General features: G+C 66.5%; 13 protein-coding genes. All 13 read left to right on the top strand.

Annotated elements, in window-relative coordinates:
* Positions 1-4: 4 nt before the first annotated feature.
* The 13 genes from ACN9M6_RS06700 to rny all read left to right on the top strand — a co-directional run bounded on the left by ACN9M6_RS06700 (position 5) and on the right by rny (position 15845).
* Positions 5-1891, top strand: coding sequence for a hypothetical protein (locus tag ACN9M6_RS06700; protein ID WP_419162135.1), 1887 nt, complete (start codon positions 5-7; stop codon positions 1889-1891).
* On the top strand, positions 1891-2448 hold the full coding sequence (locus ACN9M6_RS06695; RefSeq protein WP_419162134.1) for a hypothetical protein: 558 nt from the start codon (positions 1891-1893) through the stop codon (positions 2446-2448). Before ACN9M6_RS06700 ends, ACN9M6_RS06695 begins: the two co-directional genes overlap by 1 nt.
* 128 nt (positions 2449-2576) lie before the next feature.
* On the top strand, positions 2577-4520 hold the full coding sequence (thrS, locus tag ACN9M6_RS06690; RefSeq protein ID WP_419162133.1) for a threonine--tRNA ligase: 1944 nt from the start codon (positions 2577-2579) through the stop codon (positions 4518-4520).
* 416 nt (positions 4521-4936) lie between these two features.
* Positions 4937-7645, top strand: a complete 2709-nt coding sequence (locus ACN9M6_RS06685) for a putative Ig domain-containing protein (RefSeq protein ID WP_419162132.1) — start codon at positions 4937-4939, stop codon at positions 7643-7645.
* A complete protein-coding gene (locus ACN9M6_RS06680; protein WP_419162131.1) occupies positions 7624-8460 on the top strand; it encodes a hypothetical protein in 837 nt (278 codons plus the stop codon). Before ACN9M6_RS06685 ends, ACN9M6_RS06680 begins: the two co-directional genes overlap by 22 nt.
* 236 nt (positions 8461-8696) lie before the next feature.
* On the top strand, positions 8697-9209 hold the full coding sequence (infC, locus tag ACN9M6_RS06675) for a translation initiation factor IF-3 (RefSeq protein WP_419162130.1): 513 nt from the start codon (positions 8697-8699) through the stop codon (positions 9207-9209).
* Positions 9210-9304: 95 nt separating this feature from the next.
* Positions 9305-9499, top strand: coding sequence for a 50S ribosomal protein L35 (gene rpmI, locus ACN9M6_RS06670; protein WP_419162129.1), 195 nt, complete (start codon positions 9305-9307; stop codon positions 9497-9499).
* A gap of 40 nt (positions 9500-9539) precedes the next feature.
* Entirely contained in the window at positions 9540-9896 is a 357-nt protein-coding gene (rplT, locus tag ACN9M6_RS06665) for a 50S ribosomal protein L20 (protein ID WP_419162128.1), read from the top strand.
* Positions 9893-10927 (top strand): phenylalanine--tRNA ligase subunit alpha, encoded by a 1035-nt coding sequence (gene pheS, locus ACN9M6_RS06660; protein WP_419162127.1) that lies wholly within the window; start codon positions 9893-9895, stop codon positions 10925-10927. The genes rplT and pheS overlap by 4 nt, the downstream gene beginning before the upstream one ends.
* Positions 10924-13371, top strand: coding sequence for a phenylalanine--tRNA ligase subunit beta (gene pheT, locus ACN9M6_RS06655; protein WP_419162126.1), 2448 nt, complete (start codon positions 10924-10926; stop codon positions 13369-13371). Before pheS ends, pheT begins: the two co-directional genes overlap by 4 nt.
* The gene (locus ACN9M6_RS06650; protein WP_419162125.1) at positions 13349-13663 is read left to right on the top strand and encodes a hypothetical protein; all 315 of its coding nucleotides are present in this window, start codon (positions 13349-13351) and stop codon (positions 13661-13663) included. The genes pheT and ACN9M6_RS06650 overlap by 23 nt, the downstream gene beginning before the upstream one ends.
* Entirely contained in the window at positions 13660-14010 is a 351-nt protein-coding gene (locus tag ACN9M6_RS06645) for a cell division protein ZapA (RefSeq protein ID WP_419162124.1), read from the top strand. Before ACN9M6_RS06650 ends, ACN9M6_RS06645 begins: the two co-directional genes overlap by 4 nt.
* A 263-nt stretch (positions 14011-14273) precedes the next feature.
* Positions 14274-15845: a ribonuclease Y gene (gene rny, locus ACN9M6_RS06640; RefSeq protein ID WP_419162123.1), complete on the top strand. Its 1572-nt coding sequence runs from the start codon at positions 14274-14276 to the stop codon at positions 15843-15845.
* Positions 15846-15854: the final 9 nt, after the last annotated feature.

Genomic DNA, 15854 nt, shown 5'->3' with positions numbered 1-15854 from the left:
CCCAATGAAATGGCGACTCGGTCGACCGATTGCGTACGGGCTCGCGGTGTTCTCCGCGGCCTCGTCCTGGACCTGCGGCGGCGATGGTGGTGGGCCGACCTCGCCCCCGCCGCCGGGACCTCCTCCGCCCCCGCCGGGGCCGACGATCGGGGCCACACTTAACCTTCAGCCGGGCGAGGTCCGCGTGCTCTCCGAGCGCGACGCGATCCGGGCTTTCCAGATCCAGGGCGCCGGGGAGGCGCGCGAGTATCAGGTGATCGTGATGAGCGCGTCGCTCAGCGAGGGGCGCATGACCCCGCTGCGGGTGCGAGCCCGGGCGGAAGACGTGAGCGCCAACGTCGTCCCGCGCCCACGGGCGACCCGCGCCACGGGAGCGGACCTCACCGCGCCACCGGCTCGGGGGCTGGCCGACGACTTCGATGAGCTGCGGCCGAACCGCGAGGCGCACCTCCGGATTATGGTGGAAACCGAGCGCGAACTGCGCCGGCTCGGAGCCCGCCCGTCGGCAAAGTTCGGCCGGGGCTCGCGCGGTCTGGCGGCAGCGGGCGCCTCCGACGTTCCGCAGGTGGGCGACACGATCACGATCAAGTCAGCCATCGTGCCGGGCGGCGGCGTCCAGTGTACGGCGAACACGCCGATCGCGTCGACGGTCCGGACGGTGGGCGACAATTTCATCATCGTGGAGGACAACCGTCTCGCGGGCCGGTTCACGGAGGAGGATTACATCGACCTCGACCGGGAACTGGATGAATTCATCGCGCCGGTCAGCGATGACTACTTCGGCAGGCCCGACGACCTGGACGGGAATCAGCGGGTCATCGCCTTCTTCACCGGCGAAGTGAATCGCCTCAGCGAGCCCGGGAGCGGCAGCATCACGATCGGCTTCCACTGGAGCGGCAATCTCTTCGACCCGGCGGATTGTCCGGCCAGCAACGAGGCCGAGATCGTCTGGCTGATCGGACCGGATCCCGATGCGGAGTTCGGCTTCGAAATCAGTACAGAGAGAGTGAAAGGACTGGCTCGCAGTCTGGTCGCGCACGAGTACCAGCATCTGCTCAACGCATCGCAGCGTCTGGCCGGGCAGCGCGGACAGGACACGTGGAATGCGGCGGATCTCTGGATCAACGAAGGTCTCTCTCACGTCGCCGAAGAAGTCACGGGCTTCTACCGGCTGGGCCTCGGGGTGCGCCGGAACTACGGCTTCACGGAAGTGACGGCCGGCGATCCGGACCTCGAAGCTTTCCGGGACTTCTACGAGGACAACCTCGACAATGCCGCGAGCTATCTTTCGGCCCCGACCGAATTCAACTCTCTGGCGCTGAGCAACAACACGCTCAACTTCGCGACCCGCGGTTGGGGCTACGTCTTCCTGCGCTGGCTCGGGGATCGGTACGGGCCCGCGGATCCGGCCGGGGTCGTGGACGGGTCGGGCGAGGCGGCGCTGTTCCGGGAACTCGCGGTCGGCGGTCCCGACTATCTGTTCGGGTACGAGAACATCCTCCGTGCGATCGAGGTCACGGGGGGCGGGACGACGACCTGGCCCGAGATCCTCGCCGAATACTTCGCCGCACCGGCCGCGGACGGCAGGAACGACGCACTGTCGCCGGGGGTCCAGTTCTCGACGTGGGACTGGCCCCGGCTGTGGGATGAGCTGAAGTCGGCGGGGATCCGCGGCTTGAGCGGCGGCGACCCGCTCCAGCGCCAGATCGTGCAGATGGGGTCGGGCGTATCGTCGACGTCCCAATTCGATCTGGGATCATCGACGGCGCGCTACTGGCTGTTCCGGGCCGACGGGGCGCATCCCTCGATGATCGTGGAGACGACCATCGCGTCGGGCGGCAACGTCCCCAACAGCGCCGAGGCCCACGTCATCGTGGTGCGTACGCGGTAGTGCGCGCGGTCCGCCCCGTTCTCTCCGTCCTCTCCCTTCTCTCCCTTTTCCTGGTGTGCGGGACGGTCGCGGGCTGCGCGCCCGAAACCAGGGTCGGCGAGGGGGTGGACTGGGTCGGCGAGATCGGCCCCGAGTCGTTCGAGGGAATGGTGCGAGTGGTGGGGAGCGAACCCTTCCCCTTCACCATCGTCCAGGCGGAAGACGGCCGGTCCAGGATCGTGACCGGCGTCTTCAGGGATGAGGTTCGGCGGCTGGCCGGGGCGCAGGTACGCGTTACGGGGCGCCTCGTTCAGGGGGAGCAGCCGGGTACGGCTCTCGAGGCCTCGTCGTACGAACTCGTGTCGGTGGACGGCGAGCGTCCCCTGCTCGGACGACTCGAACGGGACGTGGACGGCTTCCACCTCGCTCGGCCGGGAGGCCGTGTGACCCGACTCGATTCTGTCTCCGGCCAGCTCGCTCGGAGGGTGGGATCGCTTATCTGGGTCGTGCTGGATGAGCGCGGAGGCGTGTCCGGGTACGGGGTCATCCGCGATCCCGAGGGAGAGGGCGCCGCGTAGTTTCGGGCCGCGAGCCGCCGCCGCCCACGCGTTTGGTGATCAGCGGGTTCGGCCCTAGCTTGCCCCGAATCAACCGACCACGACCTCCACCGACAGCGTCCTCCAAACGTCCATCGACGGGTAGGCCGATGAACGACTCGCAGATCTCGATTACGCTTCCGGATGGTTCCTCGAAGCGACTCCCTCACGGCTCCAGCGCCGCGGACCTCGCTTCAGGCATAGGTCCCGGCCTCGCCCGCGCCGCGGTCGCCGCGCGTGTGAACGGCCAGTTGACCGATCTGTCGGCGCCCCTTCCGGACGGCGCCGAGGTCGCGATCGTGACCCGGAACGATGGGGACGTGGACGCGCTCTACGTGCTCCGGCATTCCGCGGCGCATGCGCTGGCCACCGCCGTCCGCGAGCTGGTTCCGGGGGCGGGGATCGGCTTCGGCCCTCCCATCGACGAGGGCTTCTACTACGACTTCGATGTCCCCGCGCCCTTCACGCCCGAGGACCTCGAGAAGATCGAGCTGACCATGGCGGAGGTCGTCGAGGCGGACGACGCGTTCGAACGCCGTGAAGTCGCGCGGGATGAAGCACTGGAGCTGTTCGCCGACGATCCCCTGAAGCTCGAGCGGCTGGATGAGATCCCGGAGGACGAATCGATCTCGGTCTATCGGAACGGCCCCTTTCTCGACCTGTGCCGGGGTCCGCACGCCCCGCGCACCGGCGAGATCCGCCACTTCAAGCTCCTCAGTTCCGCCGGGGCGTACTGGCGCGGCGACGAGCGGCGGCGGATGCTCCAGCGCATCTACGGCACCGCTTTCTATTCGCGCGAAGCTCTCGAGGCTTTCATCACGCGGCGTGAGGAGGCTCGGAAGCGGGACCACCGGAAACTGGGCCGCGAACTGGATCTGTTCTCGATTCAGGAGGAGATCGGCCCCGGGCTCGTGTGCTGGCACCCGAAGGGCGCGAGGGTCCAACTCGAGCTGCGACGCTGGATCGAGGACCTGCAGGAGTCGCGCGGTTACGAGTTCGTCTACACGCCTCACGTCTCGAGCGAAGCCCTGTTCCGGCGTTCCGGACATCTGCCGAACTATGCGGAGAACATGTACCCCCGCATGCAAGGGGAGGACGGCGAGGCGTTCCGGGTGAAGCCGATGAACTGCCCGGGGCATATCACGATCTATGCCGCGCACCCGCGCAGCTACCGCGACCTGCCGGTCCGACTGTCGGAGGTCGCGAACGTCTACCGGTATGAGCGTTCGGGGACGCTGCAGGGGCTTCTGCGCGTGCGCATGCTCACGATGGACGACGGGCACGTCTTCTGTACTCTCGAACAGGTCGAGGACGAGATCTCCATCTGTCTCGATCTGGTGGATACAGTGATGACGACCCTCGGGCTGGACTATCGATTCGATCTGTCCACCCGTCCTCACGGAGAAAAGCGGATCGGCGACGACGAAGTCTGGGACCGGGCCGAGAGTGCGTTGCGCGAGGCACTGGATGGCGCCGGGCTGGACTATGAACTGGACGAGGGCGGGGGCGCCTTCTATGGCCCGAAGATCGATATCAAGTACAAGGATGCGATCGGACGCGAGTGGCAGGGGGCCACGATCCAGCTCGACTTCAACCTTCCCGAGCGTTTCGAGCTCGAATACGTGGGGGCGGACAACAAGCCCCACCGGCCCGTCATGATCCACCGGGCGATATTCGGTACGCTGGAGCGCTTCACGGGCGTGCTCATCGAGCACTTCGCCGGGGCTTTCCCACCGTGGCTCGCCCCCGTGCAGGTCCGCATCCTGCCGATCACCGACGCGCACGCGGCTGCTGCCGCCGAGTTCCGCGACCGACTCGCCGCGGAGGGCCTGCGCGCCGAACTCGACGACCGCTCGGACACGCTCGGCTACCGCATCCGGGACGGCGAACTGCAGAAAATCCCCTACCTGCTCGTCGTCGGAGACCGCGAGATCGAAGCCGGCACGGTTGCCGTGCGGGCCCGCGGCGCGAAGCGGAAACAGGAGGTCGTCCCCCTCGACGACTTCGTCGCCAGCACTCGGGTTCGGGTAGCAAAGAAGGCCCTCACTCCCTGACGCTCTCGTGCCGGGGGTGCAGGACACGGCCCCTCCGCACCCGCGCGAGCAGGTTTGCGTCCCTCAATTCCTGGTTGTACTGTCGTCCGCCGATGACGCTTGCCTATCCTGCCACCCAACGACGACTCAGGAGCCTCCAGCTGGCCAATAGCCACTTCACAGGTGGTTCTCGGAGGGAGCGCCTTGGCGGCGGCCTCGCGAGCCTGAGAGGCATCGCCTCCTCCGTGCTGAACCGGCAAGCTCTTGCTTCGGCAGGACCAATCCTCATCGGCGCGTTGCTCATCTCGTGCGGTGGCGGAGAACCCACAGCCCCGGTTCGACCCACACCCCCTCCACCCCCCCCGAACAGGGCGCCGGTTGCGGTCGGTACCCTCCCCGCAGTGGAGTTGACGGTGGGTGACTCCGCGTCGGTGGAGGTGTCGGGCGTCTTCAGTGATCCTGATGGTGACGCTCTGAACTACTCAGTCACCACGTCGAACGCGGGGACGGTCACGGCTGCGATCACGGGTAGCACGGCGACGGTGGTGGGCGTGAGTACGGGTATAGCCACGGTGACGGTTACCGCCACGGATCCCGGCGGCCTCGTGGCGCAGCAGAGTTTCTCGGTAACGGTACCCAACCGGGCGCCGGAGGTAACGGACACGATTCCCGAGTTGCAACTCGCCGCAGGGGATTCGGCCACATTCGATCTTGAGGAGTACTTCCGCGATCCTGACGGAGACGCGCTCACCTACACGCCAGAGACATCGGAAGAAGCGATTGCTGCCGTATCTGTGTCGGGCACCACGCTGACGGTCCGGGCGGTGGCCAGGGGGCGGGCGACGGTGAAGGTGACAGTCACCGATCCCGGTGGTTTGGCCGCCGATCAAAGTTTCGGAGTCGTGATTCCCAACCAGGCGCCGGTCGTGACGGATAGGATCCTCTCCCAACGCTTGACGGCCGGGGAGACGCGCACGTGGGCCGGACCCGACTACTTCGCGGATCCGGATGGCGACACGTTGACCTACACGGCCGGAACAACGGACGCGTCCATCGTTCTCGCCTTGGTGTCTGGCGACGAGTTCGGCATTCTTGCCGTCACACCGGGGACAGCCACGGTTACGGTGACGGCCACCGACACCGACGGTCTGAGCGCCAGCCAGAGCTTTCAGGTGACCTCGGAGGCCCAGCTTCCGGTCATCATTACGGATATCGAACCCGTCGTGCTGCTCGAGGGCGGGAACGCGACCATCCGGGGCTCGGGTTTCTCAAGTGTCCCCGGAAACAACGTCGTCCTGATCGATGGTTTGGCTGCGACCGTGACAGCGGCAAGTTCAACGAGCCTTTCCGTGATCGTCCCCCACAGCGACTGCCTGCCACCGCGAAAGGCCGAACTGCGCGTGACCGTGCTGGGCCTCGGAGATGCCCGCACCGTCGGCGTGACGCCCCGTACCCGGGAGGATCTCGACCTGCCGCAGTATTCCTATCGTTACACGCTCGCCGGGAACGGTTGCCTCTACTTGCCAGGAGATGTTTCGGGGGGAGAATACCTGATTGGAGTCGTATCCACGTCTGAGGTTCCTTCCTCTCTGACGCCAGTCACGATGACGAGCATTCCCGGTGATCCAGCAGTCGCGGCCGCGGGGGTAACGGCGGCGGCGAGAGGTGAGCCGTCGTCCGAACTGGTGGCGGTGGCAGAACTGTCCGCCGCCGATTTCTCGCAGGTTCCCGCCCTCGGGTTGCCGGGCGATGTATCACCGACCTCGTCCGGATTGGGGCTGGCTTCCCCGACGCGTGATTGGGAACGCCACAATGAGATTATGGCGGCGAGCGAGGACTTGCTTCTTCGGTTGGGTCCTCCGTCACCTCCGGTGGTGCAGGCCAGGCAATCCCGCACCGCAGCAGAGGGTGACACGCTCACGCTGTTCGCGGACCCAAATCCGACCTGCTCGGCGGGTAGCCAGATACGAGCACTGGTCCGCCTCACGGGAGAAAACGCCGTGTGGCTCGAGGACATCGAGAACCCGAGCGGCACTTTCACGGAATCAGAGCTTGAAGAACTCGACGCATTCTACACGACGCATGTGAGAGGTGTGCACGACGGCTATTATGGTGATCTGTCTGATGTCGACGGCAACGGTCGGATCATGATCCTCATGACCAAAGCGGCCAACCGAGAGGACGATGAAGGCTCCTTCTTGGGTGGTTGGGTTTGGCCCGTTGATCTCTATTCGAAGTCGCAGTGCGCGACGAGCAATGAAGCGGAGATCTTCTACGGTCGTGTTCCCGATCCCGGAGGGGTCTTTGGGAGCGCCTGGACGAAACAGCAGACCTTGGAGTATTACCCTTCGCTGCTGACCCACGAGATTACTCACTTGGTTCAAGCGAATGCTCGAGTATTCGGGGGGGCAAGCCTCGCGACATGGGAGAGCGAGGGTGGCGCGACGTTGTCCGAACAGTTGGTGGCCTATCGGCTATTCGGGCACGGGTCAGGCCAGAATCTCGGCTACACAGCGTTCCAGCGCGGTATAGATTGGTACCGTGAATGGGCGGTAGGGATGGCCAAGTTCTTTGGCTGGGATTCACATGACGCGACAGGCTTGGGCCGGGTTCCAAGGGCGCCGGAGCAGTGCAGCTGGATTGGTCGTCCTGAAGAGGGCAACGGTGGACCGTGCAGATCCCCCTTCAGGGCCGTGTATGATGTTCCATCTATGGTCTTTCGATATGCGATGGACCGCTGGGGTGGTACATACCCGGGGGGCGAGGGGGCCTTGATGCGCCGCCTCAGCCAGTCTCCTGAGTGGGGCCTCGCCTCCCTGGCGACGGCCAGTGAATGGCGGATCGAACAGATCCTGGCCGATTTCTACGTTACTCTCTGGATGGATCTGAACGGCTGGGAGTCCTATGGCATGACGTCTTGGGATCTCGCCGATATCTGGAGCCGGTTCCCGGAGAATGCCCGGCTTCGACCCTACGTGTCGACCTCCGCCGCGTTTCGGGGAGACTGGAGCATCCGCGCCGGCTCGACCTTCTACCTTCACTGGACTCCCCGCAGCTCGCGCGGACCCACGAGCCTCAGAGTGACGTCGCTTAGCGGCGCTCCCGTGCCTGGCCACGTCTCTGTGTGGGCTCTCAGGGTCCGATGACACACGGAAGTGACACGTTCGAAACGCTGCATACCGGTCTCACGGTCGAACTGATCCAAACTTCCCGCGAGCATCTAGTCACATGCGGTCCCCTGGAGAAAGCTGCTGAAGTACTGCGGCGAAACGATCATGGACACGAGACCTATGACTACCTTCCGGTAGAGGACGAAGGCGAAATCACCGGACTCTTCCGCACGAGGGCGATCACGGCGGATCCGCCGGAAGACGGAACGGTTGTCCAGTCACTCATGGACGGGCTCTCGTCGGCGAATCTGATTGGTGGTGATGGGGCCATCCTCGACTTCCTCCACGAGGTCAACGAGAAGCCCTACCGTCTCGTAGTTGCGGGGAATCGGGTCTCCGGACTCGTCACGTGGTCCGACCTTCAGAAGCTCCCTGTCCGAGCGGTGCTATTCGGCTTGATCACCGGGCTCGAGATGGAAATGGCGCGCGCGATCAGGTGCCGTTACCCGTCCGGAGACGATTGGCTGAAGCATCTCGGAGCCTGGGGCCAGGGGAGGGTCAGGAGACTGATCACGAGAAGTGTGAAACACGACAGCGAGGTTGATTCGCTCCTCTACACACACTTCGGCGACAAGGCGAAGATCTTGCGAGAGATCGATTGTCCCGGTTCTTGGGCGGAATCTAAACGTGAGGAGGAGTTCAAGGAGATTCGGAAACTCCGAAACGCGGTCGCGCACACCCGAGATTACGTGACTGCCCGCGAGGATGTGACGAAGATCCAGGGAGTTATCCGCAGCCTCGTGAGGCTTTGCTCTGAGCTGAAGGAATGGCAAGCCAGAGAGCCGGCTTGAGGCGGGAAGCTGCGAGACGGCCTGCAGGAGCTACGTTGACTGCTCGTCGTTGACAGCGAGGCGGCGCGGGGGCAGTTTTCCGGCGTCGTAGAAAAATGGTCAAGTGGGGCCGCGATGCCCCCACCCTATTGGCGCACGAAGTCGTGCTGCTGCCGGGTCGACGGCGTGCCCCCGTTTCGGGAGGTACCCCCGTGCCCGGTCGGCTGGTGCCGATGCGGGCTTTCTTATGAGGTGCAGTGAACGGAGATCCACGAGTCAACGACAAGATCCGGATCAGCCCGATCCGGCTCATCGACGAGGAGGGTGAACAACTCGGAATCGTCGCCACCGACGAGGCCCGTGCCATGGCGGCCGAGCGCGGACTGGATCTGGTGGAGGTGGCGCCCGGTGCGCGACCGCCCGTGTGCCGGCTCATGGACTTCGGCAAATACAAGTACGCCCAGGCGAGGAAGGCCCGGGAGGCGAAGAAGAAGCAGCACATCATCCACGTCAAGGAAGTGAAGCTGCGCCCGAAGATCGAAGCGCACGACATCGACTTCAAGATGCGCCACGCGCGCCGATTCCTGGGTGACGGAGACAAGGTGAAGTTCACGCTCATGTTTCGCGGACGCGAGATCACGCACCCGGAGCGAGGGCGCTGGATCCTCGAGCGGGTGAAGGAGGAGCTGGGCGACATTGCGGTCGTGGAGTCGGATATCTCCCACGAGGGCCGCACGATGACCATGCTGATGGGGCCGCACCGGACGTAAGCCACGCGAGGTGCGGAGCTCGCCCCCGATCGACCGGGGCGAGCCGAGATCGGTGCTCCGTCGAAGGACGGAGCTTCATACGGAGTATACGCAAGATGCCGAAGATGAAGACGAACCGGTCCGCCGCGAAGCGATTTCGGAAGACGGGGGGCGGCAAGTTCCGGCGCCAGCGTGCCTACCACAGCCACATCCTCACCAAGAAGAGCCCGAAGCGGAAGCGTCGGCTCCGGAAAAAGACGCTTGTGGCGAAGGCGGACGAGAAGCGGGTGAAGCGACTTCTGGGGACATAACCCGTCCCATATTCCAGCACAGTTTGCAGGAGGTGCGGTCATGCCACGCGCGACGAGCAGCGTTGCACGTAACCGTCGAAAGAAGAAGGTCCTCAAGGAAGCCCGCGGCCAGTTCGGTGCGCGGTCGAAGCTATATCGCACGGCCAAGAACTCTGTCGAGCGCGGCTGGGCGTACGCCTACACCGACCGGCGCCGGAAGAAGCGCGACTTCCGCCGGCTCTGGATCGCCCGCATCAACGCCGCGGCCCGCCAGAACGGAATGTCCTATTCGCGTTTCGTCAGCGGCCTCAAGACGGCCGGTGTGGAGCTGAATCGCAAAGTGCTCGCGGACCTGGCCATTCGGGACCCGGCCGCTTTTACCGAGCTAGTCGAGGTGGCCAAAGCGCACGCCCCATGACCGTGGCGGGAGCATCTCTCCTCGACCGCCTGGCCGGAATCGAGGAGAAGGGGCTCGCCGCGATCGGGGAGGCGAGCGATCCCGCTGCCCTGGAATCGGCTCGGGTCGAATATCTGGGGCGCAACGGCCAACTGGCCCGGGTGATGTCCTCGATCGGGACGGTCGAGGCATCGGCCCGGCGCGATGTCGGGCAGCGCGCCAACGCCGTGAAGACATCGTTGCGGGATGCGCTCGAGCGACGGGCGCAGCAGTTGACGGCGGCGGCTCGCGCTTCCAGCGACCGGATCGATCTCACATTGCCCGCCCGTGGGCGCTGGGTGGGGGGCGTCCATCCCGTGACCCGTGTGATCGACGAGATCTGCGACATCTTCGCGGAACTCGGGTTCACGCGCGTGCTGGGCCCCGAGATCGAATCGACCTGGTATAACTTCACCGCGCTGAACATCCCGCTCGATCACCCCGCGGCCGACATGATGGACACCTTCTATCTGGACGAGGGGGTGGTGCTCCGTACGCACACGTCGCCGGTCCAGGCCCGCGTCATGGAGGCGTATCCGCCGCCCGTGCGGGTCGTGGTCCCGGGGCTCGCGTACCGCCGTGACTCCTTCGACCCCTCTCACGCTCCCGCCTTCGAGCAGATCGAGGGGCTCGCGGTCGATGAAGGCGTCGACTTCGTCGAGTTCCGGGCGGCGATCGAACACTTCGTGCGCCACTTCTTCGGCAGCGGGACGAGGAGTCGCTTTCGGCCCTCGTTCTACCCCTTCACCGAACCGTCCGCCGAGGTGGACGTCACCTGCTCGGTGTGCAGCGGAAGTGGCTGCTCGACCTGCAAGCGGACCGGGTGGATCACGATCATGGGGAGCGGAATGGTGGATCCCGCCGTGTTCGAAGCCGTCGGCTACGACGCGGAGCGCTACACGGGGTACGCGTTCGGCATGGGGCCGGCGCGGATCGCCATGGTGCGGCACGGCATCCCGGACATGCGACTCCTCTACGAAGGGGAGATGAGCTTCCTGCGACAGTTCATATGAATATCTCGTTCAACTGGCTCGACGAACTGGGAGAACTGCGCGGGGAGTTGAGAGACCCCCGGGTCCTCGCCGAACGCCTGACGTTGACGGCCGCCGCGGTCGAGAAGATCGAACAGGTGGGCGCGGGGCTGGACGGGATCATCGTCGGGCGCGTGCTGGAAGCCCGGCCGCATCCGAACGCCGACCGGCTCACCCTGTGCAAGGTCGACCGGGGCGGCGGCGAGGTGCTCGATGTCGTGTGCGGCGCTCCCGTCATCGAGCGCGGCGGGCTGTATCCCCATGTGGCGCCCGGCGTGTGTCTCCCCGATGGATTCCGGATCGAGAGCCGGAAGATCCGGGGCGAGGTGAGCCACGGGATGCTGTGCTCGGAAGCCGAACTCGATCTGGGGCGCGACAGGGGCGGGATCATGCGGCTCGCGGAGGACCTGGAGCCGGGGATGCCGCTGGCCGCGGCGCTCGGCCTCCCTGACACACGGATGACGCTCGACCTGAACCCGAACCGTGTGGACCTCGCGTGCCACCTCGGGGTCGCGCGGGAGGTTTGCGAGCGTCCGAGGGGGCGTGACTTCGGCGGACCGGGATGGTCGCCCGCGTGGAGGGACGGGGAGACCGAAGCGGAGGGAGCCGGCGTGCGGGTCCGGATCGAGGACCTCGCCCGATGTCCGCGCTACATGGCTGCGGTGGTGCGGGGCGTGAAGGTGGGCCCCTCGCCCGCGTGGCTCGCCGGCCGCCTTCTGGCCGTGGGGGCGCGTCCGATCAGCAATGTGGTCGACGCGACGAACTACGTCCTTCTCGAGCGGAACCAGCCGCTTCACGCCTTCGATCTCGCGAAGCTGGCCGGGGCCGAGATCCGGGTCCGGGCGGCTGCGGCGGGTGAGCCGCTGACGACGCTCGACGGACAGGAGCACGAACTGGCGCCGGAGCAGACGGTGATCGCCGATCGAGACCGGGCGATCGCCCTGGCGGGCGTCATGGGCGGGCTGGACACCGAGGTCACCGCGGACACCGTGGATCTGCTCATCGAATGCGCGTCCTTCGACCCGGCGGGCGTGCGGAAGACCCGGTCGGCGGCCGGGCTCTCCACGGAGGCGTCGTACCGCTTCGAGCGGGGGATCGACGTACACGCTCAGGAGCGTGCCCTCGCGCGGTGCGTGGAGCTGATCCTCGCCACGGCGGGCGGGGAGGCCGGCGCGGTCGGCATGCGCGTGGGCCCTCGCCCGCCGCCGCCGGCGCCGATCGAACTACGGGTCGATCGCGTGAACCAGGTACTGGGGTTCGGACTCTCCGCCCCGCAGATCCTGCACACGTTGGAGCCGATCGGGTTCGAGACGCTGAGCCCCGCGGAGCCGCTGCGCATCTCCGTGCCGGGCTGGCGCACCGATGTGGAGCGCGAGATCGATCTCGTCGAGGAAGTGGCGCGCCGGGCAGGATACGACGCCGCCCCGGGTCAGGACCGCAGGTTCCGGCCCAGCGCGGTACCGGAGGATCCGCGGGTCGAGAAGTCCGCCCGGGTGCGGCAGTTGCTCACCGGCCGGGGACTGCTCGAAGCGCGGAGTTTGAGCTTCATGCCGGCCGATTTCCGCGGGAATCGCGCCGTCGTCTCCGTCCCCAACCCGCTGTCGGCCGAGGAGGGATGCCTCCGCTCGGCCATGGTCCCGGTGCTCCTGCGACGGCTCGAGCACAACTACTCCCGGGGGAACCGCGCCGTCCGCCTGTTCGAACTCGGCACGGTGTTCGGCAGCGGGTTCGGAACCGCCGACGACGGTCCCGGACGCTTCGAGGAAGCCGGAAGGGTGGGGGCCGTGATCACCGGCGCGCGGCGGCCGGACCACTGGTCCGGATCGGCACTCGACTTCGATTTGTGGGATCTCAAGGAGATCGCCGAGGCGTTCGCGAGCCGTCTGTGCGGTGTCTCGCTGGATCCGCTCGCCGAGAGGGCCGATGCGCTCCAGTCGTCGGCGGGTCCGCCCCTCGCGGGGCCCTGGCTCGCGGGCGGCGCGTTCCAGGCCGTGAAGGAGGGTCGCGCGATCGGAGTCGCCGGGGCCGTCCGCGCCGAATCCATAGACGCGCCGCCCTGGGCAGCCCCCGTCTTCGCGCTCGAGTTCGATCTCGGGGCGGTCGATGGGCGCGCCGCCCCCTCCTATCGGAAGACCTCGTCGTTTCCCGCCGTGCGCCGCGATCTGTCCATGACGATTCCGCGTGGGGTTCCCGCCGAGGACATCGGGCGGACCGCGCGGGATATCGCGTCGGACCTCCTCCGTGAAGTGCGCCTCTTCGATGTCTACTCCGGGGAAGAGATCGGCGGCGGCCGCATCGGGATGGCGTGGACATTCCGCTTTCGCGCGTCCGACCGTACCCTGACGGATCAGGATGTCGAGTCGGAGATGTCCGCGCTCGCCAACGCTCTGGAGGAACGGTTCGATGCCAGAATCCGCCGGTCCTGACCGACGTCGGGATGTAGAGGCGCTGTTCGACCGCCTCTCGCGGGCCGTGAGTACGCTCGGTGTCCGTGTGGACGAGACGCGGCGGCGCGCGGAGAAGGCGGAAGCGGACTACCGCAACGTGGTCGGGGCGCTGGGAGACTCCACCGGCAGCGCCGCGCTGCCCGGCGACCTTGACGAGCGCCTGCGGGCCGTCGCGGCGGAGAACCGGGGTCTTCGCGAGACGCTGACCCGGGCGAGAAGCAAGGCGGAACGGCTCCGTAACCGCCTCGCCCACGTGGAGGACGAAGTATGAATGCGGCGGGCGAACCGCTCCCGGTCCGTGTGATGATCTTCGGCGAGGAGTACCAGATTCGGACGGATCGCGGCGAGGCCCACACGCGGGCCTGCGCAAGGTACGTGGACGAGGCCATCCAGCGGGCGCACATCGCCGGCGTCGCCGAGCCGCACCGCGCCGCGATCCTCGCCGCGCTCGAGATTACGGACCAACTCCTGCGGGCGCGGGGCGACCAGGAAGCGCTGACCGACGAGGTCGAAGCTCGCCTGATCGAGATGGCGGAACGGCTCGAGTCGATGACGGACTCGGTGACGGGCTCGGTGACCGGCTCGGTCACCGGCGAGACGCCTCCGCTCGGGGACTGAAGCTCCGGTTCGCGTTTCGCGGTTGAGGCAGGCGCCTCGGCTTGCGGCGTCGAAACGCCCAGGCGACGTTTCCTGACGGATGTGATGTAAGGATATGGATCGGTGTCGTGCTGTCCGTCAGGCGGCTTCGCGCGAGCGGGGCCCCATCTTCAGATAGATGATCGAACGTGGCGATTGGCCCGTTCGGCCCGAGCGGCATGCACCGGTGGACGAGTCCGCCGGTTTTTTTTGTTCATAGATCGTTCGAAGAATGGAGTCTGGCCGTGCTGGAATCCATCACCCTGCCGACTGTGCTGTTGGTGATCGCGGGTGTCCTGGCGGGAGGGATCGCGGGGATTCTGATCGAGCGCCGGGGTCTCAGCCGAGCGCGGAGCCGGCTCCAGACCGAGGGACGCGGGATCGTCGAATCCGCCCGGCAGGAGGCCCGGAGCGTACGGAAGGCCGCCGAGCTGGAGGGGCGCGAGGAAGCGCAGCAGCTCCGGGAGGAAGGGGCCCGGGAGGCGGAGCGCCGCCGGACGGAACTCGAACGGCTCGAGCAGCGGACTCTCGAACGGAGCGAGACGCTCGAGCGGAAGCTCGAGACCATCGACCAGCGTCAGGAACGGCTCGATCAGCGCCGCGATCTGATCGAGAAGGAGCGCGGCGAACTGGAAGCGCGCGCGAGCGGACTCGACGAGCGCGACCGGGAGCTCGCCCAAAAACTCGAACGCATTGCCGGCCTCAGCCGGGAGGAGGCCCGCCGCGAACTCGTCGGTCAGATTCGCGACGAGGCGCGGGCCGACGCCGCACAGTACGTGCGCGAGTCGCGAGAGCGGGCCAGAGGCGAGGCCGAGCGCGAGGCCAGGAAAATCATCTCCCAGGCCATCGAGAAGCTCTCGGTGGACCATTCCTCCGAAGCGGCCGTCTCCGTCGTCACGCTCCCCAGCGACGATATGAAGGGTCGGATCATCGGTCGCGAGGGCCGCAACATCCGGTCCTTCGAAGCGGCCACCGGGGTCGACGTGGTCGTGGACGACACTCCCGAAGCCGTGATCCTCTCCTGCTTCGATCCGGTCCGCCGGGAAGTGGCCAGGCTCGCCATGGGCCGCCTCATCGGCGATGGCCGCATCCATCCGGGGCGCATCGAGGAAGTGGTCGAAAAAGCGCGGGAAGACGTCCAGGGGATCATGCGCCAGGCCGCCGACGAAACCCTGTACGAACTCGGGATCCACGACCTTCACCCTCGGCTCCGCGAGGTTCTCGGCGTCCTGCGTTTCCGGACCAGCTACGGACAGAACCAGCTCGCCCACGGGCACGAGGTCGCGCTCATCGGCGCCGCGATGGCGGCGGAGTTGTCGCTCGACACGCAGCTCGTGAAGCGAATGGGACTGCTCCATGACATCGGGAAGGGTCTGACGCACGAGAAGGAAGGGAGCCACGTAGAGATCGGCTACGACCTCTGCGAGCAATGCGGCGAGAAAGATCCGGTCCTGAACGCGATCCGCGCCCATCACGGCGAGGAGCCCGCCCGTTACCCCGAGACCTTTCTCGTCACTGCGGCTGACGCGATCTCCGGGGCCCGACCCGGGGCCCGGCGCGAGTCCTTTGAGCACTACGTGAAACGTCTGGAGAAACTGGAAGCGATCGCGAGTTCCTACGACGGTGTCGAGAAGGTGTATGCCATCCAGGCGGGACGCGAGATCCGCATCATGGTGACGCCGGACAAGATCTCCGATGAGGAAATGGCGGCCCTGTCGGAACAGACGGCCCGCCGCATCGAGAACGAACTGCAGTATCCGGGGCAGATCAAGGTGGTGGTCGTTCGCGAGTCACGAACCGTAGACTTCGCGCGCTAGCACGGGAGA

The sequence above is a fragment of the Candidatus Palauibacter sp. genome (assembly GCF_965197445.1).
Lineage (GTDB): Bacteria > Gemmatimonadota > Gemmatimonadetes > Palauibacterales > Palauibacteraceae > Palauibacter.
Note: the sequence above shows the minus strand (reverse complement) of the source record. Positions and strands in the feature narration are given on the sequence as shown.

Excerpts from the sequence above, each read along its gene's own strand:
- ACN9M6_RS06645 (WP_419162124.1), top strand. The coding sequence starts at position 13,660 with ATGAATGCGGCGGGCGAACCGCTCCCGGTCCGTGTGATGATCTTCGGC.
- pheT (WP_419162126.1), top strand. The coding sequence starts at position 10,924 with ATGAATATCTCGTTCAACTGGCTCGACGAACTGGGAGAACTGCGCGGG.
- ACN9M6_RS06650 (WP_419162125.1), top strand. The coding sequence starts at position 13,349 with ATGCCAGAATCCGCCGGTCCTGACCGACGTCGGGATGTAGAGGCGCTG.
- ACN9M6_RS06700 (WP_419162135.1), top strand. The coding sequence starts at position 5 with ATGAAATGGCGACTCGGTCGACCGATTGCGTACGGGCTCGCGGTGTTC.
- rplT (WP_419162128.1), top strand. The coding sequence starts at position 9,540 with ATGCCACGCGCGACGAGCAGCGTTGCACGTAACCGTCGAAAGAAGAAG.
- pheS (WP_419162127.1), top strand. The coding sequence starts at position 9,893 with ATGACCGTGGCGGGAGCATCTCTCCTCGACCGCCTGGCCGGAATCGAG.
- thrS (WP_419162133.1), top strand. The coding sequence starts at position 2,577 with ATGAACGACTCGCAGATCTCGATTACGCTTCCGGATGGTTCCTCGAAG.
- rpmI (WP_419162129.1), top strand. The coding sequence starts at position 9,305 with ATGCCGAAGATGAAGACGAACCGGTCCGCCGCGAAGCGATTTCGGAAG.